Raw genomic sequence first — 25,764 nt, forward strand, 5'->3', positions numbered from 1 at the left:
ATTTCTTCAGCACCAAAGTACGCCATGGGTTCATGGTACGGAAAGAAACAACGATCTTCACCCGATTTCGAGTGGAAAAGGCTTGGATCTTCACCAAGAATCATAGTTACCGGCGGGGAACTTACCGCCCAGGGCTCACCCCCTGGCCCCGGGCAGGGCCTCCCCTCGACCGGTGCGAACACCTTGGGGACTACACGTAAGGCGGGAACGCACATGAGCACCAGCGCTCGACGACAGGAAGCCAGCGCGGCACTCCAGCGGGAGTGGGAGACCGACCCCCGGTGGGCCGGGATCGAGCGCACCTACTCCGCCGACCAGGTGATCAAGCTCCGCGGTTCGGTCACCGAGGAGCACACGCTGGCCCGCCTCGGTGCCGAGCGCCTGTGGAACCTGCTGCACACCGAGGACTACGTCAACAGCCTCGGCGCCCTCACCGGCAACCAGGCGGTCCAGCAGGTCCGCGCCGGCCTCAAGGCCATCTACCTCTCCGGCTGGCAGGTCGCGGCCGACGCCAACCTGTCGGGCAACACCTACCCGGACCAGAGCCTCTACCCGGCCAACTCCGTCCCGGCCGTCGTCCGCCGCATCAACAACGCCCTGATGCGCGCCGACCAGATCACCTGGGCCGAGGGCGACGACAGCGCCCCGCACTGGCTCGCCCCGATCGTCGCCGACGCCGAGGCCGGCTTCGGCGGCGTCCTGAACGCCTACGAGCTCATGCGCGGCATGATCGCCTCCGGCGCGGCGGGCGTGCACTGGGAGGACCAGCTGGCCTCCGAGAAGAAGTGCGGCCACCTGGGCGGCAAGGTCCTCATCCCCACGGGCCAGCACGTCAAGACGCTGAACGCCGCGCGCCTGGCCGCCGACGTCGCCGGCGTCCCCTCGCTGGTCATCGCCCGCACCGACGCGCAGGCCGCCACGCTGATCACCAGCGACATCGACGAGCGCGACCAGCCCTTCGTCACCGGCGAGCGCACCGCCGAGGGCTTCTACCGCTTCCGCAACGGCGTCGACGCCTGCGTCGCCCGCGGCCTGGCCTACGCCCCGCACTCCGACCTGCTCTGGATGGAGACCGCGACCCCGGACCTGGAGGTCGCCCGCAACTTCGCCGAGCGCATCAAGGCCGAGTACCCGGACCAGATGCTGGCCTACAACTGCTCGCCGTCCTTCAACTGGAAGCGGCACCTGGACGACGCGACCATCGCGAAGTTCCAGCGCGAGCTGGGCCACATGGGCTACAAGTTCCAGTTCATCACCCTGGCGGGCTTCCACTCGCTCAACTACTCGATGTTCAACCTGGCCAAGGGCTACGCCCGGAACGGGATGACCTCGTACGTCGAGCTGCAGGAGGCCGAGTTCGCGGCGGAGGCCGAGGGCTACACCGCGACCCGCCACCAGCGCGAGGTCGGCACCGGCTACTTCGACACCATCAGCACGACCATCTCCCCCGAGGCCAGCACCACGGCTCTCACCGGCTCCACCGAGGAAGACCAGTTCTCAGCGGCTCACTGACCCTGGTCTTCCGTTCCCCGGCGGTCGTCCCTCCCCGCTTTCGTGGCTGGGGCGGGGCGGGACGACCGCCACCCCCTAGCCGTCGGCCATGCGCGCTCCGTGTCACACGCGCATGGCCGGCGGCTTGTCGGCGGCCGCCTCCCATCCCCTGGAGGCGGCCGCCGGAGCGTGTCCGGGACCCGGCCGCGGGACCGGTGGCCGGACACGGCCGCGTTCCCGGCCCGGCGGGGCCCCCGCCCCTAGGCTGAACAACGCACGGGCCGGCCCCGGCCCGGCGGAGGAGATGCGGAGGGACCCGTGACACTTCCCGACACCCCGCGCCCGTGGTGGGCGTCGCTGCGCGCGCTGCTGGCCGCCCTGACCCTGGCCGGCGCCGTGACGCTGGGCGCGACCGCCTGCGACCTCGGCGGCGGAGACGACGATGACGCCGAGCAGGGCCAGGAGGACGGCGGCGACGGCGGCAACGGCGGCGGCGGGGACGACGACGGCGATGACGGCAATGACGGGAACGACGACGGCAACGACGGGGACGACGGCGACCAGGACGGGGACGACTGACCCGCTCCCCCGGCGCCCGCGCCCCTCGTCACTGTGAGCGCCCCCGCGCCCCCGCCGGACGGGGGCGCGGGGGCCGTGGCGGCCGTCCGCCGCGGTCCGGCGTGCACCGGAGCCGCGACCTGCGGACACCGCCGGAGCGCGAGCAGGCGCGCGGGGCGCGTAGATTGCGTTGCGTGAGAGACGAGATCCACTCCGACCGGCGGCCGCCCGAGGACACCCCGGCCGCCGGGGACGCCCGGACACCGGACACCGCGCGCCCGACCGCCCCCGCCCTGCCGGGGGCGACCACCCTGCGCTGGGAGATCGTGTGCCTGCTGGCACTGTCGCTGGGCGCCTCGGCGGTGTCGGCGGTCATCTCCTTCCTCGGGGTGCTCACCGCACCCGAGTCCCTGGCCGAGCACACCGCCAGCCTCGTCCGCCCCCAGGCCGACCAGCGGCCGTGGCTGGACCTGTCCTGGCAGCTGTACCGGGTGGCGGTGGGCCTGGCCCCGGTGCTGCTGGCCGGCTACCTGCTGCACCGCTCCGCGGAGTCGATGCGCACCATCGGGTTCGACCTGCGCCGCCCCTGGTTCGACCTGCGGTCGGGCACCGTGCTGGCGGCCCTGATCGGGGCGGGCGGCCTGGCCGTCTACGTGGTCTCGTGGCGGCTGGGCATGACCGTCACCATCGCCCCCAGCGCCCTGGAGGGCAACTGGTGGGACGTCCCCGTGCTCGTCCTCCAGGCGGCCAAGAACGGCATCCTGGAGGAGGTCATCGTCGTCGGCTACCTACTGCACCGGCTGGGGCAGCTGGGCTGGACGCCCTGGAAGGCGGTGGTCGCCAGCTCGGTGCTGCGGGCCTTCTACCACCTGTACCAGGGCGTGGGCATGTTCTTCGGCAACCTGGTCATGGGCCTGGTCTTCGGCTGGTTCTACCACCGCTACGGCCGGGTGATGCCGCTCGTGGTGGCACACACCGTCATCGACATCGTGGCGTTCGTCGGCTCGGTGTACCTCGTCGGCCGCCTGGACTGGCTGCCCTCCTAGGCGTCGTCCCGGGCGGCGAGGGCGTCCTCCAGGTAGCGGGGGCGCCCCAGCAGCCAGCCGGAGGCGATGTTGCCCAGGACCAGCACCAGGACCAGCAGCAGCGGCGCGTGCCACCCCCCGGTCAGCTCGTGCAGCAGGCCGAACAGGAAGGGTCCGGCGCCGCCCATGAGGTAGCCCAGGCTCTGGCTGGTGGCCGACAGCGCCGCCGTTCCCTCGCCGGTGCGGGTGCGCAGCGCGAACGAGGTGAGGGCGTAGACGAAGCTGCCCATACCGATGCCGATCAGGGTGGTCCACGCCCACACGCCGTCCAGCGGCGAGATCCACAGGCCGGCCAGGCCCACCAGGTAGGCCGCCGCGAACATCAGCACGAACGGCCGCTGGTCGCGCACCCGGGTCAGCAGGGTGGGCAGCACCAGGGACATGGGGATGCCCAGCAGGGTCAGGTACGACAGGGCCAGCCCGGCGCTCTGGGCGCTCATGCCCTCGTCGCGCAGCATCTGCGCGTACCAGCCGAACATGATGTAGGCGATCGAGGACTGGGTGCCGAAGTACAGCATCGCCTGGAGCCCGACGCCGGTGGAGAGCACCCGGCGGAAGCCCAGCGCCCGCGCGCCGTCGCCGGGGGCGGGCCGGTGGCGCAGGGTGACCAGCCACGGCAGGGCGGCGACCAGGCCGAACAGGGCGTAGGAGCCCAGGGCGACGCGCCACTGCCCGGTCGACTCGTACATGGGCACGGTGGCGGCCGCGGCGATGGTGGTGCCCAGGGCCAGGGCGGTGGTGTACACGGTGGTCATCAGCCCGACGCGGTGCGGGAAGTGCTGCTTGACCAGGGCGGGGAGGATCACGTTGCCGACCGCGCCGCCGGACAGCGCCAGCACGCTCAGCACGAGGAACAGGGCCGGGGAGTCGGCCAGGGCGCGCCCGGCCAGGCCGACGGTGACGGCGGCCAGGGCCAGCAGCAGGAGCAGGTGCGACCCGAGTCGGCGGGACAGGGCGGGGGTGAGCCCGCCGAAGAGGGCGAAGCTCAGCACGGGGAGGGTGGTGAGGACTCCGGCGCCCACGGCGGTCATGCCCAGGCCCGCGGTGACCTCGTCGAGGAGGGGGCCCACACTGGTGATGGCGGTGCGCAGGTTGAGCGCGGCCAGGGCGATGCCGGCGGCGATGAGGAGGAGCGCCCCGGCGCCGGGGCGGCCTGGGGCGTCGGGGGTGGTGTTCAAATCGCTGCTTCGGGGAACGACTCGGGTACTCATGTAGGGCGGCTCACATATTCGTAGGATGACCCGATGTACTGCATGAGGATAACGCATTGCCGTCCGAGACCAATTCCCGTACGGGACTGGTCTAAGCTCCGGCTTTAACCGACCCGCACCCGTACGCTGGCCCTGTCATCCGGCGACCCGCCCCTAGGAGGTAAAAGCGTGCCCCTCGCCTCGACACGCCGGACCGGTCTAGTCGACCAGGTCATCAGTCAGTTACGAGCGCAGATCGACTCGGGTGAATGGGGCATCGGCGACCGCATCCCCACCGAGTCGGAGCTGTCCGAGCAGTTGGAGGTGGGACGCAACACGGTGCGCGAGGCCGTGCGCGCCCTCGCCCACGCCGGCCTGCTGGAGATCCGCCAGGGGGCGGGCACGTTCGTGCGCGCCTCCAGCGAACTCGGCGGGGCCCTGCGCCGCCGCCTGGAGCGCTCGCGCCTGCGCGAGAACCTGGAGGTGCGCCGCGCCCTGGAGGTGGAGGCCGCCCGCCTGGCAGCGCTGCGCCACACCGAGGAGGACATGGCCGACATCGACCGGGCCATGGGCCTGCGCGAGGCGACCTGGCGCGAGCGGAACATGAGCGCGTTCGTGGAGGCCGACTTCGCGTTCCACCGGGCGGTCGTCAACGCCACCCACAACACGCTGCTCATCGACCTCTACGACGACATCGCGCAGGTCGTGCACGCGAGCATCGCGCACACCGCCTACGAGCAGAACCAGAAGGAGGACGTCGACCCCACCCCCTCGGGGGACGGCATCGACCACTCCAAGCTCACCGAGGCGATCCGCTCCGCCGATCCGGCGGCCGCGGTCCGCGAGGCCACCTGCTACATCGACGAGCTGCTGTCGCTCACCGAGGAGTGAGGCCTCCGCACGCCTCGGCCCCGGTCCCGGGAACGTCCTCCGGGGACCGGGGCCGCGCCGCGTCCGATGGGGCCGAAGTTTTTTGTGGTGCCGGTGGTGCGCACGGTACGTGACGGCGTCCCGGGCCGCAGCGGCCCTCCGCGCCCCGGCGGGCTCAGTCGCCGTAGGAGTCGCCCACCGCGGGCCGGGAGGGCAGCCGCGACCGGCCCGCCTCGCCCCCGGCGCCGCGGGCCGGGACCTCGCGGCGGGGACCCAGGGTCCGGGGCCGCGCTCCGGCCCGGCGGCCGCGGGCGTCCGCCCCGCCCTCCCAGCCGCTGACCCGGGACGGGTCCAGGCCGAGCAGGTCCAGGGTGCTCTCCCCCGCGCACACGGCGTCGATGATCTCCTGTTCGCGGGTGATGCTGTCCATCGTCTCGGTGATGATGGCGCTGACCTGCCCCCGGGGCAGGCACACCACGCCGTCGTCGTCGGCCACGATCCAGTCGCCCCGGCGCACCGCGAGCGGGACCGGTCCCGCGGCCGTCATGGCGATCGGGTCGCCGACCGAGCCGCCGGCCTCGGGGCGGGCCTCGCGCACCGCGACCCCCGCGCCGAACACGGGCAGCTCGCAGCGGGCGATGGCGGCGACGTCGCGCACGCACCCGTCCAGGACGATGCCGCGCACGCCGCGGGCCCGCGCCGCCACGGCGAGGATCTCGTCGACGTAGCCGTACTCCGACTCCCCGGACACGTCGACGACCAGGGCCGACCCAGGCGGGGCCTGGGCGACGGCCACGTGGATGGCGAGGTTGTCGCCGGGGGTGCAGCGCACCGGGAAGGCGGTCGCCGCGAACGACGCCCCGGGCCAGACGGAGAAGAGGTGCGTACCGAAGGGGCGGCCGCCGCACCTGGCCAACGCCACAGTCCCCACAGCCGTCAGTGTGTCCGCAAGCGCCACGTCAGCCTCCCACTACACCCGCGCCCGGTGCGGCCGGTTGGAACCGACCCCTTCCATACTCACGGGTAACTTAAGCGTGATGCAAGGCGTACGGGACGGAAACACGTAAAAATGCTACCGCTGGTTACATTTCGCGCGTCCGACGGCCGCCCCCGGCCGGCCCTAGCCCGGGATCCACTCCAGTTCGCGGTCCCCTCCCCGGCGCTCCTTGCGGACCGACAGGTGCTCCCACGTCTCCACGTGGGACACCCCCGAGGTCGAGCGGACGCCCTCCAGCGCCTCCACCAGGCGGCAGCGGTCGGGGGCGCTGAGCGTCCCGACCACGTCGTAGCGGCCGAACCCGCTGGCCAGGAACGACACCCGGGGCAGGTTCGCCAGCCCCGTCCCCAGCGCCTCGGCGTCGCCCCGGCAGCGCAGGCCGAACCCCAGCTGCTCGTTGGCGCCCATCGCCGTCGGCTCCACGACCGCGGTCACGTGGATCACCCCCGAGTCCAGCAGGCGCACCACCCGGGAGCGGGCCGCCGCCTGGGACAGCCCCACCTGGCGCGCCAGGTCCGCGTACGAGGCCCGGCCGTCGCGCAGCAGCCTGCGAACCAGTCGCCAGTCCAGGGCGTCCAACTCGACGTCGCGCAGTTCGCGCACGCTGCTGTGGGCGTCCTTGAACACCGACCCGGCCCGGAACACCTCCGCGCCGTCCACCCCCGGCAACGCGCGCAACTCGGCGAGCTCCTTGGTCAGGGCGCCGTCATCGGCCACCCTGACATGGGCGACGGCGGGGAACCTGCCCGCCGTCTGCGCGGCGAAGGTCACCGCCTCGCGCTCCCCCAGAGCGTCCAGCAAGGGACCCACCGGTCCCGTGACACGGAACGACACATGGCCGAGGACCTCCATGCCCACCACACCGGCGTGCAGGACGCCGACGATCCTGATCGCCCCCGACTGGACCAGCTGGCGCACGCGGGCGCGCACCGCCGTACGTGAGAGGCCGACCCCGTCGGCCAGTGCCTGGAACGTCGCTCTGCCGTCCCCCTGCAACGCGCGCATCAGCGCCGCGTCAACCGCATCGAGCACAATGGTGCCTTTCGTTCCCATGACGCCGCCCTTCCCCCGGACGGCGCCCCCTCCTGCGGCCAGATCATCGCAGCTACGGCGCCGCCATCACTACCGATCGAGAAAGAAATCGGCTGATTCACCCCTTTGAACGGCCGGAAGGGTCCGCGCAATGCCCCATCGGCGGCGTCTGCGCCACATAACAGACTTGTATAGAACATCCCTAATGAGGGAGTAGCCGTGCACACAACTCCGACAAAGCGCCACACTGATCACACGTGTCGGCGCGACACCCCCGGGGGCACCCCGCACCCCGTGGCGGAGGCGGCCGGCCCCGACGGCGGACCCCGGTCCGCCCCGGGCCCGCGCGTGGCCCTCCGCGTTCCGTCCCGGAGGCTCCCGCCGGGAGTCGAGGACCCGTTCGGCAGCGGTGCCCGATGACCGCGAACGGTCCGGCGGCGGGGAACAATGGAGAGTACGGGGCCGGAAGGCCGACCCCTGGAGAGGAATCGTCGGTGGCAGCGGAGGACGAGCAACAGGACGGGGCACCCGCGCGCCCGAGCACGGCCGGGGCCCTGCTGTGGACCGCCGCCGCGGTCCCCCTTCCGGGCATCGCCCACCTGCGGATGCGCCGCAGGGTGGCGGGCGGGGTCATCATGGGCCTGTACCTGGCCGGGATCGCGGCCCTGGCGGTGTGGGCGCTGAGCCTGGGGCGCTCCGACGCGGGCACTCTGACGTCCGTGGCGAGCCTGGCCCTGCGCAGCAGCTGGCTGATGACCGCCATGGGCGTCGTGTTCGTCGTGGCGGTGCTGTGGCTGACCGTCATCGTGCACTCGTGGGTCATCACCCGGCCCCCCGGGGCGACCACGGGCGCCCGCCTGCTCAGCGGCGCCGTGGTGGTCCTGCTGTGCCTGACGGTGGCGGCGCCCTCGGCGCTGGCCCTGCACGGCGGGTACACCGCGTACGAGGCGCTCAACAACATCTTCGGCGGCCCCGAGCGGGAGGACCTGCCCCCGCACAACGCCGCCGACCCCTGGGACGGGGCCGACCGGGTCAACGTGCTGCTGATCGGCTCGGACTCGGCGGACAACCGGTACGGCGTCCGCACGGACACGATGATCGTCGCCAGCCTGGACCCCCACACCGGCGAGGCGGTGCTGATCGGCCTGCCCCGCAACCTGGAGAACGTGCACTTCCCCGAGGGCAGTGCGCTGGCCGAGCGCTACCCCGAGCCCTACGGGTTCGACCTGCTCCTCAACGACGTCTACCAGACGGTCGCCGAGGAGCCCGACGAGCTGGCGGTCAACCCGCGCGTGCCCGACCCGTCGGCCGACACCCTCAAGGCCGTCATCGGCTACAACCTGGACCTGGACATCTCCTACTACGCGATGGTCGACATGAGGGGCTTCCAGGACCTCATCGACGCCATCGGCGGGATCCGGGTGAAGATCGAGGAGCCCATCCCCTACGGCGTCCACGGCGGCGTCCTGGAGCCCGGGGTGCGGGTGCTCGACGGCCACGAGGCGCTCTGGTACGGGCGCTCGCGGGTGAACAGCGACGACTACGGCCGGATGGGGCGGCAGGGCTGCCTCATCAAGTACGTGACCGAGCAGGTGGAGCCCACCACCATCCTCACCAGCTACCGGGAGCTGGCCGGCGCCACGCAGCGGACGCTGAGCACGGACATCCCGCAGTCGAAGGTGCCCGCGTTCGTGGAGCTGGCGGACCTGGTGACCGACACCGGCGAGATGAGCACGCTGCAGCTCTCCCCGCCGCAGGTCAACACGGCGAACCCGGACTGGGACGCGATCCGTGCCCTGGTCGCCGAGACGATCTCGGCCGGTGGCCCGGAGGGCGACGAGCTGCCCTCCGACGGCCCGAGCCCGTCGGACCCGGCCACCGCGGGCGAGGAGGGTGCCGGGGAGGGCACCGGCGACGACCGCACCGAGTGGCAGGAGTACACCGGCCTGGACGAGCCGTCCCCGGCCGACCCGGGCCGCCAGGTGGGCGAGGAGGCCAGCGACCTCAACGCCCTGTGCCCCTGACCTGAGGACAGTGGAGGGCGCCGACCGGGTTCCGGTCGGCGCCCTCCGGCGTTCACCTCCGGATCGGCGGGGCCGCGGGGACACGGGGGCGGCGCGGTTGCCCGCTCGGACCCCGCGTGAAACCGCGGACACACAAGGTGACCGCTGTCGGTCAGCCCGCGGCGGGCCGTTGCCCGCTCCCCCGGTGCGTGTGAACCTGACGCCGTGACCTCCGCTCAGCTTCTGACCCTCGTCGCGTTGGGCGCCTTCCACGGCCTGCACCCGGGCATGGGCTGGATGCTGGCGGTGGCCCGGGGCCTCCAGGAGGGCGGTCGCGGCGCGGTGCTGCGCGCGCTGCCCCCGATCGCCGCAGGCCACGCGGTGAGCGTCGCGGCCGCCGCGGTGGCGATCACCGTCACCGGGTCGGTGACCGCGTCCGTGCTCTTCCCCGTGGTCGGGGGCGGGGTGATCGTGCTGGTGGGACTGGTGATGCTGCTGTGGCGCCGCCACGTCCACCGGATGGAGATCCGGCTGCCGCCCTGGCAGCTGGCGGCCTGGTCGTTCGTCATGGCCTCGGCGCACGGCGCGGGGCTGATGCTCATGCCGGTGCTGGCGGGGCGGACCTCGCACGGCGGCACGGGCCACGGCGGCGGCCACGCCGGCCACGGCGCCGCGGCCCCGGCGGCCACGGGGGCCGGTGAGCCCGGCGGGGCGGCCGAGGCGCATGGGGCAGCGGAGGGTGACCGAACCGCAGAGGCGGACGGGGCAGCGGAGCCCGGGGCGGAGGGCGCCCGGACCCCGGAAGCAAACGGATCGGCGGAGAGCGCCCAGGCCCCAGAGGCGGACGGGTCGGCCGAGGCGGACGGATCGGCGGGGCCCGGGGTGGGGGACGTGCCGGGGGACGGGGTGTGGGACCTGTGGGACGCGACGCTCACCGGGCTGCTCGCGGCGGGGGTGCACACCGCGGCGATGCTGGCCGCCTGCACCGCGGCGGCGCTGGTCGCGCACGATTTCCTCGGGGTCCACGCACTGCGGTGGAAGGGGGTCACCATGGACCGGATCTGGGCGGTGACCCTGGTGGCGGGCGGCCTGCTGGTGCTGTGGTCGGTGCGCTGAGCGCCGCCCCGGCCCGCGTTCCCACGGGTGGGCGATCGACAATGTGGGAAAAATGTCCATTGTGCCGGAAATCTGAGCATCTCCTGAGGAGTTGACCACTCTGGAACCCGCGCCGGGCGGCCACCGCCCGGCACGAGCGAAGGGCACAAGGGGCATGGCACACAGACCCGTACGACGGGAGCGGCGCTGGAACGGCGTCCTCCTGGCCGTGGGCATCCTCGTCATCCTGGCCGCCCTCGCGGCCCTGGGCACCCGCTGGGCCGTACAGCGGGGCGAGATCGCCTTCCCGATCTCCACACCCTGGGGCCCCGAGTGCTCCGTGTGGACCGGCGAGGACACCGTCCGCCTCGAACGCGACCAGGCGCGGCGGGCCACCACCGCCGCCGCGGTCGCCGTCCAGGGCGACGACGCGCCCGTGGAGGCGCCCGACACCGACGACATCCCCGATGCCGTGATGGACGTCCTGACGAACGGCCCCGAGGACGACGCCGGACCCTCGCTGACCTGCCGTTCCGTCAAGAACCGCGACCTGGTCCTGGAACCCGACCTGGAGCCCTCGGGCCTGACGCCCCGGGCGCAGAACCTCAAGGACGGCGTGGAGGAGCACTTCTCCGGCCTCAGCCTGGGCGGCTTCGTGCCCGGGGGCTACAGCACCGGCCACGGCGAGCGGTCGGCGCACTACGAGGGGCGGGCGCTGGACATCTTCTACCGCCCGGTCAACGAGGACAACCGGCGCGCGGGCTGGGTCATGGCGCACTGGCTGATCGCGCACGCGCCCGACTACGAGATCGACGTCATCATCTTCGACGACCGCATCTGGAGCACCTACTACCCGTCGCTGGGGTGGCGCGACTACGAGGCCGACCCCGACAACGAGATCCTGCGGCACCTGGACCACGTGCACGTGGACGTGCAGCGCGGCAGCGACCCGTCCGAGGAGCGCTGACCGGCGCCGGCCGGGGCCGACCGGAACGTACGGGGCCGGGCGGGGGACGACTCCCCCGCCCGGCCCCGCCGCCGTCCGGCGGCGCTGCTACTCCTGCGGCTCCTCCAGCCGGAAACCGACCTTGAGGCCCACCTGGAAGTGTGCGATGCGGCCGTCCTCGATGTGGCCGCGGACCTCGGTGACCTCGAACCAGTCGAGCCCGCGCAGCGTGCTCGACGCCCGTTCGATCCCGTTGTGGATCGCCTCGGTGACCCCCTCGGGCGACGTGCCGACGATCTCAGTGACCCGGTAGGTGTGTCCGGACATGTGTGGACCCCCTGACTGATCGGTTGCGCGCGGCCCCGCGGGCCGGCCCCGACCACCTGCCTGCCCACATTCCCCGCCCGTCACACCGGCCCCGTTCGTGCACGCCGCGCGGGGGAAGGGAACGGACGCGGCACTTGACCCGGTACGGATAAGGACTTTGGACCCTGTTGGGATTTCTGTTACCAAGAGGGCACGGACGTCTCCTCCGTCACGCTCCCAGAGGCCCCACAGAATGGGCATATAAGCCCTGACCTGGGACTTAAGTCCTTCGAGCGCCGGGACTCTCCCGAGACAACGTCGTAACTGACTCTTGACGTACCCCCGGGGGTGGCGGTGTACATTGGGTCTTGGCGCTCCGGTCCCCCGTCGGAGCGCGGGACGATGTTTCGAGCCCCCGTCGGAACATCGCATGCGACGCCGGGTGGTTTGCCCCCGTAGCCACCCGGCGTCGCCTTTTGTCTTTTCCGGCCCGCTTCCCCTAGCCTGCCGTTGCCGCCCGTGGACCGGGCGTCCGTTCTCTTTCTTCCCCGGGGGTGGCGTTGAGTGATTCCGAGCGGGCCGAGGCCGTGATCTGCTCACGGCGCGGCTGCCGTGAAGCGGCGGTGTGGGCCCTGGCGTGGAACAACCCCAAGCTGCACACCCCGGACCGGCGCAAGGTGTGGACCGCCTGCGACGAGCACCGCGCCTACCTGGAGGACTTCCTCCGGCTGCGCGGGTTCCTCCGTGAGACGCTGCCCCTCGACGAGCTGGACGGCTCCGAGGGCTGAGCCCAGGGCCCGGGGCTCGGCGCCCCGGGCCCGGCCCGGATCAGTCGGCGGCCAGCCGCCAGGCGGCGGCGCGCAGGGCGGGGTCGCCCAGTTCCGCGACACGGGTGAGCAGCGCGGGCCAGGGGTCCGCCCAGCCCCGCTCGCGCACGACCCGGCCGACCATTCCCAGAACGGCCCGCCCCACCCGGTCCCGGGCCCGGGGCTCCTCCCGCTCCGCCGCGTCCAGGAGACGGGCGCAGACCTCGGCGGCGATCCCGTCCGGGACCTCGGTGCCGGTGCGGCCGTCGCGCAGCATCCCCTCGAACACGTTCACCCCGTCTCCCTCCCCTCGCACGCTCAGGCCGCCCGCCCGGAGGTACCGCAGCATCAGCCCGGCGAGCTCCTCCACGGAGGCCCCTCCATCGGCCCGGACCAGCTCCCGGATCCACCGTACGATCAGCCGTCCCGCCTCCACCCGGTACTCCTCACGGGATTCCAGGGCCTCCAGGACGCCGTGCGGCGGCCTCGTGGCGGGTCGGCCCGCGAGCACCACGAGCAGGGCGACGAGCCTGCGGTGCGGGGTGTCCTCCCCCCTCGGGACCGCTACGGGCGGAGCGCCCCGCGGGACGAGGGCGAGCAGGCGGCGGACCACCTCGTCCCCGCGGTCGAGGGCGATCCCCCGCCTCCACAGGGCCGCGATCCGCGCGTGGGACCGCTCGAAGGGCCGGTCCATGTCGCAGAGGGCGTCGACGAGCGCGTCGGTGTCCGCTGCCGGCGCCCAGGGCGTCCAGCGGGCGGCCCAGCCGTTGAGCCGCCAGTGGCGCGCGTCCGGGTCGGGCAGCGCGTCCACCAGGGACGCCACGGCCTTCCGGTGCTCCGGCGGGCAGGACCGGGGCCCCGGGGCCAGGAAGGCCAGCTGCAGCTCGGTCTCGGTGAAGGACGGGGCGTGCCGGGCCAGCGCCGGGAGCGCCGCCGGGTCGTCCAGGCAGTGGACCAGGGCGCCCACCACCGCGGCGCGCACGTCGCGGTGCAGCCCCTCGGTGTCCAGCGCGCGGACCAGGTGCCCGACCGCGCCCGGGGGACGGTGGTGTCCGAGCAGGCGCGCCGCCGTCTTGCGGACGGTGACCTTGGCGGGGCCCGCGAGGGCGCCGGCCAGGGCCGGGCCGAGTTCCGCGGGCGGGGTGGCCGACGCCTGGCGCGACAGCGCCGGGCCGGCGGCCCGCGACTGCGGGCCGTCCGCGCCCCGCAGGATCAGGCCCAGCGTCCGGTCGCCGCTGCGGCCCAGCGCGGACAGCGCGGCCTCGCGCAGGACGATGTCGTCCCCGTCCAGGAAGGGCCGCAGCCGGTGGGCCGTGCGGGGAAGGTCGCCCAGGCTCAGCAGCGCCCGCTCCCGGTCGTCGGTCCCGAAGGCCGGGTCGGCCGCGACGGCCGTCAGGCGGTCGGCCAGGGCCGCGGTCAGCCGCACCGGCCACCGCGAAGCCGCCCTCCGGTCGGCGTCCGGGATCCAGGAGGGGGAGGCGGCCAGGGCCGCCAGGACGTCGGCGGTGGGCCGCGTGCGGACGAGGAGGTGCCGGACGCGCGGCAGCCAGACGGTGTCCGGGGCGGTCTCGACGAGGTCCCAGGCCCGGTCCGCCGCGTCCGGCCCGGACAGGTACAGCGTCGCCGCCCGCTCCGCCACGGCCGGATCCTCCGCCTCCAGGGCCGCCGAGCGCAGGTGTGCGCCCAGCTCCGGCAGGTTCCGGACCCGGCCGCCCAGTTCGTAGGCCGCTTGGACGGTGGGGGCGTGGTCGCCGCGGCCGCGGGCGGCGTCCAGCACCGGGGCCGCCCGCCGGTACAGGTCGGTCTCCAGTCCGGCGGGGAGCACCTGGTCCAGGTGGGGTTCGAGTTCGGCCGCGCCCCCCTTCCGGCGCCCCGCCCACCAGGGCGGGTTGGCGCGGGGGCGCCCCCACGGGTCCAGGCCGTCCACGCCGAACCGCTCGATCAGGCGCACGTACACGTCCAGGGCCCAGGAGGCGGCGTCCGCGCCGGTGTCCGGGTGGCGCAGCAGGCGGGTCGCGATGTCCCGCAGCGCCCGCCGGGTGTCCGCGCTCGTGTCACGGCTCTGAACGGTGTCGGCCAGCAACCTCTCCAGGGCCGGGAGCGCCTCCCCGAGCAGGGGCGCCGGGAGGCCGGCCACCGAGCGCAGCAGGACCCGGCGCACCGGATCGCGTTCGGCGCGCGCCCGCTCCGCGCGGGTGAGCAGGACGCCGGCGACCGTCCCCGGGTCCCCCGTGCGGCCCGCGGCGGCGACCAGGGCGGCCAGGCCGCGGGCCCGGCGCCCGGCGTCGCCGGAGGCCGCGGCCCGGTCGAGCTCGTCCGCGACCTCGGCGTAGGGCAGGAAGGCCAGGGCGTCCAGGTCCTGGTACGGGTCGCCGTACCGGAGCCGCCACCGCTGGGTCCGGCGGATCTGTTCCAGGACGGTCCGGGCCTCGCGTTCGGCCAGGTCCGCGGGGGCGAGGTCGAGGTGGGCGAGGACCGCCGCGTGGGAGAGGTGGTCGCGGCGGGCGAGGAAGCGCTCCAGGTAGGGAGTGCGCACGGCGGGTTCCATGGCGCTCAGGACGACCCGGGCCTGGTCGGGCCACTGGCGCATGAGGCGCAGCAGGGACCGGACGCTGCGGTCGCCGTAGGGCGTCATCGGGTAGCGGGACGGGTAGGAGTGCTCGTCGCCCCCGCTCCGGAGGCGGGCGGCGTGCGGGTAGAGGTTCGGCCACCGCCGTGCGTCCTGGTCGGCGAGTTCGGCGACCGCGGCGGGGCGGACCGGGTCGAGGGCGCTCAGCGCCCTCCGGTCCGGTTCCCCGACCAGGGCGCGCAGGTACGCGACCAGGGTGTCGGGGTGGCGGCGGGCGAGCCTGCTCCAGGACCGGACCGCGTGGGCGAGGCCGGGCAGGTGGTCGGCGACGGCCCGCGCGGAGCAGGCCGGGAGGAGGACGGCGGCCTCGGGGGCGCCGTGGTCGCGGCGGACGACGGGCAGCAGTCGGTCGGCCAGAACCGTGCGGCGGGCGTGGAACAGGGTGCGGTAGAGGGCGCGCCGCAGCCCGGTGGGCGCGTCGCGCAGGACGGGGAGCACCGCCTCGTCCGGGACCGGGAGCGTGCGCACGGCGCGCAGGGCGGCGCGGCGCAGGTCCGGGTGGGGCGAGGCGAGGTGGCGGGCGACCGCGTTCAGGTCGCGGGACACCAGCGCCAGGTGGGAGGCGAACGCCCGTCGGGCGTGCGGGGCGAACCCGGTCCCCGGGCCGTCGGCCTCCAGGTCGCGGACGACCGCGGAGAGTTCCGGGGTTCCCGCGTGCCGGCGGGCGAAGTCCGCCAGGGCGCGCATCCGCGCGGCGCAGGAGAGGGGTTCGACGGTGGACAGAAGCTCGTGGGCCGACGCCTGCGCCGGCTCGGTGGGGCTCAAAGGCCCGGGCGGAGACCGCCCTTCCTGATCGTCATGGCGCTCATGATGGGGGACGGGGACCGCATCGCGCAAGTCGCCCGTGTGCGGGGCGCCGTCGGCGGCGGGGCGACGCTGACAGCGCCCCGCCCCCGGCCCCCGGTCAGGCGAGGTCGGTAGTCTCGTGGAAGCGCTGCCACCGGTTGAACGCGCCCGCCAACCGCGCGACGGCGGTGCGCGGCAGCACGCGTGCGGGCCAGGTCATCATCCGGTTCAGGAACCACCCCGGGTAGGACACCGCGCGGCGGCGGGCGTAGTCGTCGAGGCTGCGGGCCGCGACGGTCTCCGGAGCGTCGGCGGCGGTCGCGTTGATCTCGGCCGTGGTGCCGTCGAAGAAGCCGGTCGCGATCGCCCCGGGGTGCGCCGCCATGACGTGGACGCCGCTGCCGCGCAGCTCCTCCGCCAGCGCCTCGGTGAACGAGAGCACGAACGCCTTGGTCGCGGCGTAGCCGGCCTGGTAGGGCAGCGGTTGGAAGGCGGCCGTGGACGACACGTTGATGATGCCGCCGGAGCCCCGGGCCGCCATCTCGGTGCCGATCGCGTGGGTCAGCGCGAGCAGCCCGCCGACGTTGAGCCCGACGGACCGCAGCTGCGGCTCCAACGGGCGTTCGAGGAACGGTCCGGCGCTGCCCGCACCGGCGTTGTTGACGAGCAGTCCGACCGACAGGCCGCGGTCGCGCAGTTCGGCCGTCACCCGGCCGGGGCCGTCCGGCGCGGAGAGGTCGGCGGTGATGACCTCGGGGTCGGGGCCGCCGTGCCGTTCACGGATCTGCGCGGCGACCTCGCGCAGGGGCGCCTCGTTGCGGGCGAGCAGGACCACCCGTGCTCCCCGGCGCGCCAGTTCCAGCGCGTACGCCCGGCCCAGCCCCTTGGACGCACCCGTGACGAGTGCCGTGACACCGCGGAAGTCGTCTCCCATGAGACCCTCCATTACTTCGAGACTTGAAGTATGAACGTAGCACGATCCTTCGAGCCTCGAAATACCGATAGGATGGCGGCATGGACACGCCAGAACGGACCGGACTCCTCGAGGCCGTCGCCGCGATCCACGACATCTGGACGCGGACCAACGACCTGATCGGCCCGGCCCTGGCCGAGAGGCGGCTGACACCGGCGACGTTCCAGGCCCTGTGGGCCATCGATCCGGACGAGCCCCCGCCGTCGATGAAGACGATGGCCGAGCGCCTGCACTGCAACGCCCCGAACCTGACCTTCATCACCAACCAGCTCATCGAACGGAACCTGGTGGAGCGCGCCGTGGACCCCGCGGACCGGCGCTCCCGCGTCCTGGTCCTGACCGAGGCGGGCCGCAGCGCACGCGCCGAGCTGGTCGGCGCCGTCCTGGAGAAGACCCCGCTGGCGGCGTTGGACGCCGACGGGCTGCGGCGGCTCGTGGCCCTGCTGAACCGGGCGGCCGGCGCAGGCTGACCCCCGCGCCCCCGTTGCGGGGCCGCGGGCCGGTCCTCCCGGTCAGCCGTCCAGGCGGCGGGCGGCGCGCTCCAGATCCTCGGGGGTGTCGCAGTCGGCGACGGCGTCCGGGTCCGGCGCCGGGACGAGCCGGGGGCCCAGCGGGCCGAGCAGGCCGTACAGGGAACGGCCCCCGTAGGCGGCCAGGGCGGCGCGGACGTCGCCGGTGCGCCACACGCCGGTGAGCCACTGCTCGCGCCCGTCCGCGTCGACGAACACGGCGTTCGGTTCGAGCAGGGCCAGGTGCCGCCCGGCCAGGTGGGGCAGGTCGGCGGCGAGCAGCGCGAACCGGTCCGCCCGCACGTGCGGCAGCCCCGCGCGCAGGGCCGGGACCGGGCCCGACCCGGGCGGGTCCTCACGGACGTACAGCGCCCGCGGCGAGTCCCGTTCGGGGCCCACGACGATGGTCCGCCCCTCGGGCTCATGGTCGCGGACCGCCGCCGCGACGCGCTCCAAGAGGGTGCGCCCGCCGACGGCCAGGCCGGGCTTGTCGACGCCGCCCATGCGGGTGCCCGCCCCGCCGGCGAGGATCACCGCGTCCAGAGTGCTCATCCCCCCAGCATGCCCCGCCGCGGCCCTCTCCGCCTCCCCTGTCGTCGGCCCTCTCCTTCGGGCGGGGCTTTGGAACGCACCATCACACGGGCACGACCGGACCGGGATCCCGCCCCCGGTCCACCGGCCTCGCGGAGCGGGCCCGCCGTCCGGTACGGAACCGGACGGCGGGCCCGCCGCGTCCTCTCCCGCTAGAACCGGAGGGCGGGCTGGTCCACGACCCACAGCCACGTCCCGTCCGGCTGGCGCCGGGCGATCTCGACGCTCACATCGCCGTTGGCCTGTGTGGCCACCGTCAGCGCCAGGTCGCCGCCCACCAGCGCGGGCTGCTGCTTCCCCGGTTCGAGCACCGGAGCCGCGGCGGCGAACTGCTCGAACACCGCGCGGATCTGCTCGTGGCCGGTGGCCACGCTGCCCGGCGGGAACGCCAGCACGGCGTCCGGCTCGTACAACGCCACCAATCCGTCGACGTCGCCCGCGTTGCCGCGCTCGATGAAGTACCTGCCCAGGTCGTTCGGCTCGGTGGCCGCTCTCTTGTTCGTCATACCGACCAGCCTTCCGGGAAAACACGACATCCTCTGTCAGGTATTTCTGTAGAGTTCTCGGATGCGCGCGGATCGGCTGGTGTCACTGGTACTGCTGCTGCGTCGGCACGAGCGCCTGACGGCGCCCGAGCTCGCCCGCGAGCTGGAGGTCTCCACCCGCACCGTGCTGCGTGACATCGAGGCCCTGTCCGCGGCCGGCGTCCCGGTCTACGCCGAACGCGGCCGGCACGGCGGCTTCTCGCTGCTGCCCGGCTTCCGGACCGAGCTCACCGGCCTGAACCACGACGAGGCGCTCGCCCTGCTGGTCGCCGGGTCGCGGCGCGGGGCGCAGGCGTTCGGCCTGGGCTCGGCGCTGGCCTCGGCCATGCGCAAGGTGGTCGACGCGCTGCCGGAGGGCGACCGGGCCACGGCGGCCGGGGCGGCCCGGCGGCTGCTCGTCGACCCGGAGACCGACCTGCTGGAGCGCCGGCTCGCCGCCGAGGAGGTGCCCGACACCGTGGTGGCCCAGATCCGGCGCGCGGTGTTCGCCGGGTACCGGCTGCGCATCCATTACGCGGCCGCGGGCCGGGACGCCCGGTGGCGCACGGTCGACCCGGTCGGCCTGGTCACCGTGCGCGACCAGGGCTACCTGCTGGCCACGAGGTCCGGGGAGGACCGCACCTACCGGCTGTCCCGGGTCCTGGCCGCCGAGGCGCTGGACGAACCGGCGCGGCGGCCGGACCGGGTGGACCTGGACCGGGTCTGGCGGGAGCGCGGTGCGCGGTTCCGTACCGGCGGCGACCGGGTGTCCGTGCTCGCCCGGGTGGCCCCGCAGCGGCGGGAGGAGCTGGCGGACACCGCGCTGGAGGTCCGCGAGGCGCGGGAGGAGGACGGGGACGGCCGGCCGACGCTGGAGGTGGACTTCCAGGACCGCCGACACGCCGAGTGGGCGCTGTGGCAGCTGGCGGCGGACGCGGAGGTCCTGTCCCCCGAGTGGCTGCGCACCGCCCTGCGCGACCGCGCCGCCGCGATGGCCGAGCGCTACGGGAGCCCGTCCTGAGGGACGGCACCGGACCCGCCGTGTACCGCTGCCGGGCCCCATACCGGGCGCGGGTCCCTGTCGGGGCACCGGGCCGGCCCGCCGGGGCGGCGACCACCGCGGGGAGCCCGCCGGGGCACCGCGGGCCGTTTGCGCCCGCCCCGGGGACGGGTGCGGACGGCCCGCGGCCGGTCAGCCCTTGACGCAGACCACCTGGCGCAGGTGCGCGACCACGCGCACCAGGTCGGTCTGGGCGGCGATCACCGACTCCAGGTCCTTGTACGCGGCCGGGATCTCGTCCACGACCCCCGCGTCCTTGCGGCACTCCACGCCCTCGGTCTGGGCGGCCAGGTCGGCGGCGGTGAACGTCTTGCGCGCCTTGGTCCGGCTCATCCGGCGCCCGGCCCCGTGCGAGGCGGAGTTGAACGAGTCCTCGTTCCCCAGCCCCCGGACGATGTACGTCCCCGTCGCCATGCTGCCCGGGATGATCCCGTACTCCCCCGACCCGGCGCGGATCGCGCCCTTGCGGGTGACCAGCACGTCCACCCCGTCGTAGGTCTCCTCCGCGACGTAGTTGTGGTGGCAGGAGATCCACTGCCCGAACCCGGTGCCCGGCACCTGCTCGGCCAGGACCTTGCAGGCCAGCCCCATCATGACGTCGCGGTTGCGGCGGGCGTAGTCCTGGGCCCAGAACAGGTCACGGCGGTAGGCGTCCATCTCCGGGGTCCCGGTGAGGAAGACCGCCAGGTCCCGGTCGGGCAGGTCCTGGTTGTGCGGCAGGGTGCGGGCCTGCCCGATGTGGTGCTCGGCCAGCTCCTTGCCGATGTTGCGCGAACCCGAGTGCAGCACCAGCCACACGGTGTCCTCGTCGTCCAGGCACACTTCCAGGAAGTGGTTGCCGCCGCCGAGGGTCCCCATCTGGCGCAGCGCCCGCTCGCGGCGCGGGTGGACGGCATCGGCGAGGCCGTCGAACCCCCGCCAGAACGCGTCCCAGCCCTTGCTGCGCAGCCCCGGGACGGCGGCCGGGTCGACGGCCTCGTCGTGGAAGTGGAACCCGACGGGGATCGCGGCCTCCAGGGCCGACCGGAGCTTCCCGAGGTCGTCGGGCAGGCGGGAGGCGGTCAGGTCGGTGCGCACCGCGGTCATGCCGCAGCCGATGTCCACGCCGACGGCGGCCGGGCTGACGGCGTCGCGCATGGCGATGACGGATCCGACGGTGGCGCCCTTGCCGTAGTGCACGTCGGGCATCACGGCCAGGCCGTGCACCCAGGGCATGCCGCTGACGTTGCGCAGCTGTTCCAGGGCGGCGCCCTCGACCTCCTCCGGGCGGGCCCACATGCGGATGGGGATCCGGGTGCCGGGGATCTCGGTGTAGGTCATGACAGGCCACCTCCCTTTCGCGAACGGCCTGTTCTCACGGTTCGGGCGCGGTCGCGCCCCGGAACATTGAGCCGCAAAAGGGGCCGCCCGTCCACCGGTTTTCCCGCGGTGTCCGGGCCCGGCCGGTCAGCCGCCGATCGCGGACATGGGCCGGGCGGGCTGGAGGAACCCCGGGTCGTCGATGCCGTGCCCGGGGAACTTGCGGGCGACCGCCGCCGTCCAGCGCTCGGCGATCTCGGCGTCGGTGGCCCCCTCGCGCAGCGGGGTGCGCAGGTCGGACTCCTCCCGGGCGAACAGGCAGTTGCGGATCTGGCCGTCGGCGGTGAGCCGCACCCGGTCGCAGGTCCCGCAGAAGGGGCGGGTGACCGAGCCGATCACCCCGACGGTGGCCTCGCGGCCGTCGGGGAAGGTGTGCCCGAGGACCCGGAACAGCTCGGCCGGGGCGCTGCCGCGCGTTCCCGGGTCGGCCTCGGCGAGGTCGAACGCGGTCTCCAGCCGGGCGAGGATCTCGTCGGCGGTGACCATGTCGTCGCGCCGCCAGCCGTGCTGGGCGTCCAGCGGCATCTGCTCGATGAAGCGCAGCTCGTAGCCGTGCTCGATGCAGTAGCGCAGCAGGTCGGCGGCCTCGCCGTCGTTGACGCCGCGCATGAGCACCGCGTTCACCTTGACCGGGGTGAGCCCTGCCTCGGCGGCCGCGGCCATGCCCTCGACGACGTCGTCGAACCGGCGGCGGCGGGCGAGGGTCTCGAAGACGTCCGGGCGCAGGGTGTCCAGGGAGACGTTGACGCGGTCCAGGCCCGCCTCGGCCAGGGCGGGGGCCATCCGGGCCAGGCCGATGCCGTTGGTGGTGAGGGCGGTGTGGGGGCGGGGGCGCAGGGCGGCGGTCCCGGCGACGATGGCGGGCAGGCCGCGGCGGAGCAGGGGTTCCCCGCCGGTGAAGCGGACCTCGGTGATGCCCAGGCGGGTGACGCCGATGTCGATGAGGCGGAGGAGTTCGTCGTCGGTGAGGAGTTCGGGTTTGGGCAGCCACTCCAGGCCTTCGGGGGGCATGCAGTAGGTGCAGCGGAGGTTGCACCGGTCGGTGAGCGAGACCCGCAGGTCCGTCGCCACTCGCCCATAGGAGTCGGCCAGCACGGGCGTCACCCTCTCAGTCGAAGTCGTCGAGCAGAACGCCACCGGCACCACTCGGGGGTCATCCGAAGGGATACCCATCTGTCCAGCGTAGAAGATCGCCTTTCGGGGCGAGTAGCCCCGATCACACGCTTTGAGATATTTCGTCGGCGCGCACGAGAGGACACCGCCGTTTCCGGAGCATCCTCCGGACCCGGGCCCGTCGCGGCCGGGGCGCTCCGCCGGGGCTCCGGCCGGGCCCCGGACGGAGCCCGCCGCCGCGGCGGACCCGACCGGGTCGCGCGGACGCGCGCGGGCGATGTTCTAGGGTGTCCAACGCCACAGGCGACCATCACCGCGATCGTCGCAGACGCGCAGGCCGATGAGGAGGCAGGACACGGTGATCACCACACGGGAATGGGGACTGGCGGGCGGGCCGAACGGTTCGGGGAGGCTGGCGGCCCGGGCCTGGGCGCCCGCGGAGGGCGAGCCCTCCTGGCTGGCCGTCCTGGTCCACGGGTACGGCGAGCACCTGGGGCGGTACGAGCAGGTCGCCGCCGACCTGGTGGCCGCCGGGGCGGTGGTCTACGGGGCCGACCACCGGGGACACGGCGGCTCCTCCGGCGAGCGGGTCCTCATCGAGGACTACGCGGAGGTGGTCCAGGACGTCCATCGGGTCGTCACCCAGGCCCGGACCGCCTACCGGTCGCTGCCCCTGGTCCTCATCGGCCACTCCATGGGCGGCCTCATCGCCTCCCGCTACGCCCAGACCCACCCGGAGGAGCCGACCGCGCTGGTGCTGTCCGGCCCCGTCCTGGGCCGCTGGGAGGTACTGGAGGCGCTGTCCGCCGCCGAGGAGATCCCCGACGTCCCCATCGACCCCGCCACCCTCTCCCGCGACCCCGCCGTCGGCGAGGCCTACGTGGCCGACGAACTGGTCTGGCACGGGCCGTTCAAGCGGGCCACGGTGGACGCGATGCTCACCGAGATCGACCGGGGGCTGGCGGCGGGCTCGCTGGGGGACATGCCCCTGCTGTGGGTGCACGGCTCCGACGACCGCCTGGTGCCGCTCTCCGGCACCCTCACCGGCATCGAGGCGGTCCTCGGCTCGGACTTCACCGCCCGGATCTTCCCCGGGGCCCGACACGAGGTGTTCAACGAGACCAACCGCGACGAGGTGATCGGCGAGGTCGTGCGGTTCGCCCGCCGGTTCACCGGCTGAGGGGCCCGGCCGGGCGGGGCGCGCCCTCCGGCCCGGACGTACGGCCGGGCCGCGGGGCGCGCGGCCGTCAGACGTACAGCCGGCCGTGGGGCTGGACCGGGTGGGCCAGGGTCTCGGCGTAGGCGGCGGCCAGCCGGTCCACGGCGTCGGCGAGCACGTCCGGCGGCCGCGTGTAGGACAGCCGCAGGTAGCGTTCCAGGGTTCCGTCCGACCCGAACACCGGCCCCGCCGCCGGGTGGACCCCGTGCCGGACCGCCGCCGCCGACAGCGCGCTCGCCACCGGCTGGGGCAGCGCCGCCCACAGCACCAGGCCGCCGCCGGGCACGTTGGGCCGCCAGTCGGGCAGCCGGTCGCGCAGCGCCGCCAGCAGGGCGTCGCGGTTGCGGCGCAGCCAGCGGCTGCGCTCGGCGCGGATGCGCATCACGTCGGCGAGCAGGTGGGTGGTGGTGAGCTGGTCCAGCACCGCACCCGCCAGGTCGAAGCGCTGGCGCACCGCCATCAGCCGCGCCACCATCGGCGGGGTGGTGCGTATCCAGCCCACCCTCAGCCCGCCCCACAGCAGCTTGCCCACGGACCCGACCGTGATGACGCGGCCGTCGGTGTCGTGGGCGGCCACGGGCGCCGGCAGGTCGCCGGAGTCGATGGCCAGCTCGGCCACCGACTCGTCGACCACCAGGTGGGCCCCGGCCCGGCGCGCCTCGCGCACCAGCACCCGCCGCTCGTCGTCGTCCATGAGGGCGCCGGTGGGGTTGTGGAAGTCGGGGATGAGGTAGGCCAGCGAGGGCCGCCACTGGCGGAACGCGTCCACCAGGTACTCCATGTCCCAGCCCTGCGGCGTCACCCCCACCGTGCGCACCCGGGCCCCGCTGCGGCGGACCGCGTCCAGGGCGTGCGGGTAGGTGGGCGACTCCACCAGGACCTCGTCGCCCGGCTGGACCAGCAGGTCCAGGAGCAGGGCCACCCCCTGCTGGGCGCCGTTGGTGACGAAGATCTGCTCGGGGGTGGTGGGCAGGCCGCGTTCGACGTAGCGGCGGGCGATGGCGTGGCGCAGCTCGGGCAGTCCGTGGGGGTAGTAGCCGAGGCCGCCCACGTGCGCGGCCAGCTGCTCGGCGGCCCGGAACGCGGCGTCGCGCAGGCCCTCCACCGCCGGGGGCCCGGCCACGCCCAGGTCGATGTGCTCGGCGGCCCCGGACAGGAACGGGGACGGGGAGGGGTCCCCCGTGCCGGAGTCGGGCAGCACGGTCCAGCTGCCCGCGCCCTGCCGGCTGTCCAGGAACCGGTTGTCGCGCAGCCAGGAGTAGGCGGCGGTTACGGTGTTGCGGCTGACGCCCAGGGCGGTGGCGAGGTCGCGTTCGGCGGGCAGGCGGGTGTTGGTGGGCACCCGGCCGTCCAGCACCAGGCCGCTGACGGCCCGGCCGATGGAGAGGTAGTAGGGGCGCTCCACCGGCGCCTCGCCGATGAGGCGGGCCAGCAGGCGGCCGTTGATCCGGCGGGTGCCGCCGCCGGACGTGGAGCGCTCCGCGGTCCGGACCGCGCCGCCCTGTCGTGACGCCATGGCGCCGCCTCCTCGTACCCGTTCCCGCTGCGTCCGCGCCCTCGTGGGGCCACTTTCTGGAATTGGCACTTTGAGTACGGTGCCATATGGGCCAGGATACCGAAGTGGCACCACCGTGGCACGGGGGATGGCGGTGGAGCCGGGAGGGGTCCGCACCGCCCGATCCGATGATCCCCCCTTTTCCTTGAAAGGACGGGTCCGTGGACGAACGGAGCGAACCCCGCCCCGACGAGTTCCGCCCCGACGGACCGGAGGCCCGCGGCGCGGCGGCGCCCCGCCCCTCGCTGCTGAGCCGGGTGATGATCACCCCGGTCCTGCCCCGGCCGCGGCTGCGCCGCCTGGTGCGGCTGTACGTCGGCCTGACCCTGTACGGGCTCAGCGTCGCCCTTCTGATCGAGTCCGACCTGGGGGCCATGCCCTGGGCGGTGCTGGACCAGGGGCTGGCCCTGCGCACCGGGCTGTCCATCGGCACCTGGACGATCATCGTCGGCGCGCTGCTGATGCTGCTGTGGATCCCGCTGCGACAGAAGCCCGGGCTGGGCACCCTGAGCAACGTGGTCATGATCGGCGCGACCGCGGACCTGTTCCTGTGGCTGCTGCCCGAGACCGGCGTGCTGTGGATCCGCGTCGCCGGGCTACTGCTGGGGATCCTGGCGTGCGCACTGGCCACCGGCTACTACATCGGCGCGGAGCTGGGCCCTGGCCCGCGCGACGGGCTCATGACCGGCCTGGCCGCCCGGGGGCTGTCGGTGCGCCTGGCCCGCACCGTGATCGAGGTGGCGGTGGTGATCACCGGGTTCCTGCTGGGCGGCACGGTGGGCGTGGGGACACTGGTGTTCGCGGTGGCGATCGGCCCCCTCACCCAGATCTTCCTCCCCCTGTTCCGGATGTCCGAGAACCTCCCGGAAACACCGATCCGATCGGCGAATCAGTGACCCCTTCGCCATTAGTTGATCACCACGACATAACTTCTGGTCCGGCAAACTCCCCCAATTGACCACATACCGCCCTGCACTCTCCGATGCACGTGCAATTGCGGGTGGCGCGCCCTCCGGAGAGGGGGGAAGATGGGGAACCGCGGTGAACGGAAAGGACCGTTTCGGAGC

At 74.1% G+C, this 25,764-nt stretch carries 23 protein-coding genes; 12 read left to right on the forward strand and 11 right to left on the reverse strand.

The window, feature by feature from the left end; translation table 11 throughout:
• Window positions 1-213: 213 nt before the first annotated feature.
• From aceA to K1J57_RS30870, 3 genes are all read left to right on the forward strand, one after another.
• A complete protein-coding gene (gene aceA, locus K1J57_RS30860; protein ID WP_220562192.1) occupies window positions 214-1,512 on the forward strand; it encodes an isocitrate lyase in 1,299 nt (432 codons plus the stop codon).
• Window positions 1,513-1,809: 297 nt separating this feature from the next.
• Window positions 1,810-2,070, forward strand: coding sequence for a hypothetical protein (locus K1J57_RS30865; protein WP_220562193.1), 261 nt, complete (start codon window positions 1,810-1,812; stop codon window positions 2,068-2,070).
• 173 nt (window positions 2,071-2,243) lie between these two features.
• Window positions 2,244-3,095 carry a CPBP family intramembrane glutamic endopeptidase gene (locus K1J57_RS30870; RefSeq protein ID WP_370634557.1) on the forward strand — a complete coding sequence of 284 codons (852 nt, stop codon included), beginning with the start codon at window positions 2,244-2,246 and terminating at the stop codon, window positions 3,093-3,095.
• Here K1J57_RS30870 and K1J57_RS30875 read toward each other — a convergent pair.
• Window positions 3,092-4,345 (reverse strand): MFS transporter, encoded by a 1,254-nt coding sequence (locus K1J57_RS30875; RefSeq protein WP_220562194.1) that lies wholly within the window; start codon window positions 4,343-4,345, stop codon window positions 3,092-3,094. The two genes, K1J57_RS30870 and K1J57_RS30875, sit on opposite strands and share 4 nt — an antisense overlap.
• Before the next feature lie 168 nt (window positions 4,346-4,513).
• On the opposite strand from K1J57_RS30875, the gene K1J57_RS30880 reads away from it, so the two are divergent.
• On the forward strand, window positions 4,514-5,215 hold the full coding sequence (locus K1J57_RS30880; RefSeq protein WP_220562195.1) for a FadR/GntR family transcriptional regulator: 702 nt from the start codon (window positions 4,514-4,516) through the stop codon (window positions 5,213-5,215).
• A 154-nt stretch (window positions 5,216-5,369) separates the two neighbouring features.
• On the opposite strand, the gene K1J57_RS30885 is transcribed toward K1J57_RS30880, so the two are convergent.
• Entirely contained in the window at window positions 5,370-6,125 is a 756-nt protein-coding gene (locus K1J57_RS30885; protein WP_220562196.1) for an RraA family protein, read from the reverse strand.
• Between the two features lie 189 nt (window positions 6,126-6,314).
• On the reverse strand, window positions 6,315-7,223 hold the full coding sequence (locus K1J57_RS30890) for an Lrp/AsnC family transcriptional regulator (RefSeq protein ID WP_220562197.1): 909 nt from the start codon (window positions 7,221-7,223) through the stop codon (window positions 6,315-6,317).
• A gap of 494 nt (window positions 7,224-7,717) precedes the next feature.
• Between K1J57_RS30890 and K1J57_RS30895 the strand changes: the two genes are divergently transcribed.
• From K1J57_RS30895 to K1J57_RS30905, 3 genes are all read left to right on the forward strand, one after another.
• A complete protein-coding gene (locus K1J57_RS30895) occupies window positions 7,718-9,247 on the forward strand; it encodes an LCP family protein (protein ID WP_220562198.1) in 1,530 nt (509 codons plus the stop codon).
• A 204-nt stretch (window positions 9,248-9,451) separates the two neighbouring features.
• The gene (locus tag K1J57_RS30900) at window positions 9,452-10,342 is read left to right on the forward strand and encodes a cell wall anchor protein (protein ID WP_220562199.1); all 891 of its coding nucleotides are present in this window, start codon (window positions 9,452-9,454) and stop codon (window positions 10,340-10,342) included.
• A gap of 154 nt (window positions 10,343-10,496) precedes the next feature.
• On the forward strand, window positions 10,497-11,288 hold the full coding sequence (locus K1J57_RS30905; RefSeq protein ID WP_220562200.1) for a hypothetical protein: 792 nt from the start codon (window positions 10,497-10,499) through the stop codon (window positions 11,286-11,288).
• Between the two features lie 87 nt (window positions 11,289-11,375).
• Here K1J57_RS30905 and K1J57_RS30910 read toward each other — a convergent pair whose 3' ends face one another.
• Window positions 11,376-11,594: a dodecin gene (locus tag K1J57_RS30910; RefSeq protein WP_220562201.1), complete on the reverse strand. Its 219-nt coding sequence runs from the start codon at window positions 11,592-11,594 to the stop codon at window positions 11,376-11,378.
• A 539-nt stretch (window positions 11,595-12,133) separates the two neighbouring features.
• Between K1J57_RS30910 and K1J57_RS30915 the strand changes: the two genes are divergently transcribed.
• Window positions 12,134-12,361: a hypothetical protein gene (locus tag K1J57_RS30915; RefSeq protein WP_255646732.1), complete on the forward strand. Its 228-nt coding sequence runs from the start codon at window positions 12,134-12,136 to the stop codon at window positions 12,359-12,361.
• A gap of 40 nt (window positions 12,362-12,401) precedes the next feature.
• On the opposite strand, the gene K1J57_RS30920 is transcribed toward K1J57_RS30915, so the two are convergent.
• Both K1J57_RS30920 and K1J57_RS30925 read right to left on the reverse strand, forming a co-directional pair.
• Window positions 12,402-15,773 (reverse strand): hypothetical protein, encoded by a 3,372-nt coding sequence (locus K1J57_RS30920; protein ID WP_220562202.1) that lies wholly within the window; start codon window positions 15,771-15,773, stop codon window positions 12,402-12,404.
• Window positions 15,774-15,912: 139 nt separating this feature from the next.
• Window positions 15,913-16,728 carry an SDR family oxidoreductase gene (locus K1J57_RS30925; RefSeq protein ID WP_220562203.1) on the reverse strand — a complete coding sequence of 272 codons (816 nt, stop codon included), beginning with the start codon at window positions 16,726-16,728 and terminating at the stop codon, window positions 15,913-15,915.
• Window positions 16,729-16,808: 80 nt separating this feature from the next.
• Here K1J57_RS30925 and K1J57_RS30930 point away from each other — a divergent pair, with 80 nt between their 5' ends.
• On the forward strand, window positions 16,809-17,237 hold the full coding sequence (locus K1J57_RS30930) for a MarR family winged helix-turn-helix transcriptional regulator (protein WP_220562204.1): 429 nt from the start codon (window positions 16,809-16,811) through the stop codon (window positions 17,235-17,237).
• A 42-nt stretch (window positions 17,238-17,279) separates the two neighbouring features.
• Here the strand turns inward: K1J57_RS30930 and K1J57_RS30935 are convergent, their stop codons facing one another.
• Both K1J57_RS30935 and K1J57_RS30940 read right to left on the reverse strand, forming a co-directional pair.
• Window positions 17,280-17,828: a molybdenum cofactor guanylyltransferase gene (locus K1J57_RS30935; protein ID WP_220562205.1), complete on the reverse strand. Its 549-nt coding sequence runs from the start codon at window positions 17,826-17,828 to the stop codon at window positions 17,280-17,282.
• Between the two features lie 191 nt (window positions 17,829-18,019).
• Window positions 18,020-18,373 carry a nuclear transport factor 2 family protein gene (locus tag K1J57_RS30940; protein ID WP_220562206.1) on the reverse strand — a complete coding sequence of 118 codons (354 nt, stop codon included), beginning with the start codon at window positions 18,371-18,373 and terminating at the stop codon, window positions 18,020-18,022.
• A 61-nt stretch (window positions 18,374-18,434) separates the two neighbouring features.
• Between K1J57_RS30940 and K1J57_RS30945 the strand changes: the two genes are divergently transcribed.
• Window positions 18,435-19,412: a YafY family protein gene (locus tag K1J57_RS30945; protein WP_220562207.1), complete on the forward strand. Its 978-nt coding sequence runs from the start codon at window positions 18,435-18,437 to the stop codon at window positions 19,410-19,412.
• Between the two features lie 171 nt (window positions 19,413-19,583).
• Here the strand turns inward: K1J57_RS30945 and K1J57_RS30950 are convergent, their stop codons facing one another.
• Window positions 19,584-20,771, reverse strand: a complete 1,188-nt coding sequence (locus tag K1J57_RS30950; RefSeq protein ID WP_220562208.1) for an RtcB family protein — start codon at window positions 20,769-20,771, stop codon at window positions 19,584-19,586.
• A 126-nt stretch (window positions 20,772-20,897) separates the two neighbouring features.
• Window positions 20,898-21,905: a GTP 3',8-cyclase MoaA gene (moaA, locus tag K1J57_RS30955; RefSeq protein ID WP_220565912.1), complete on the reverse strand. Its 1,008-nt coding sequence runs from the start codon at window positions 21,903-21,905 to the stop codon at window positions 20,898-20,900.
• A gap of 376 nt (window positions 21,906-22,281) precedes the next feature.
• Here moaA and K1J57_RS30960 point away from each other — a divergent pair, with 376 nt between their 5' ends.
• Window positions 22,282-23,103: an alpha/beta hydrolase gene (locus K1J57_RS30960; RefSeq protein WP_220562209.1), complete on the forward strand. Its 822-nt coding sequence runs from the start codon at window positions 22,282-22,284 to the stop codon at window positions 23,101-23,103.
• Between the two features lie 67 nt (window positions 23,104-23,170).
• On the opposite strand, the gene K1J57_RS30965 is transcribed toward K1J57_RS30960, so the two are convergent.
• Complete coding sequence (locus K1J57_RS30965; protein WP_220562210.1) at window positions 23,171-24,658, reverse strand: PLP-dependent aminotransferase family protein; 1,488 nt, start codon at window positions 24,656-24,658, stop codon at window positions 23,171-23,173.
• Window positions 24,659-24,957: 299 nt separating this feature from the next.
• On the opposite strand from K1J57_RS30965, the gene K1J57_RS30970 reads away from it, so the two are divergent.
• Entirely contained in the window at window positions 24,958-25,593 is a 636-nt protein-coding gene (locus tag K1J57_RS30970; protein WP_220565913.1) for a YitT family protein, read from the forward strand.
• Window positions 25,594-25,764: the final 171 nt, after the last annotated feature.

The sequence above is a fragment of the Nocardiopsis sp. MT53 genome (assembly GCF_019598965.1).
Classification (GTDB): Bacteria; Actinomycetota; Actinomycetes; order Streptosporangiales; family Streptosporangiaceae; genus Nocardiopsis; species Nocardiopsis changdeensis.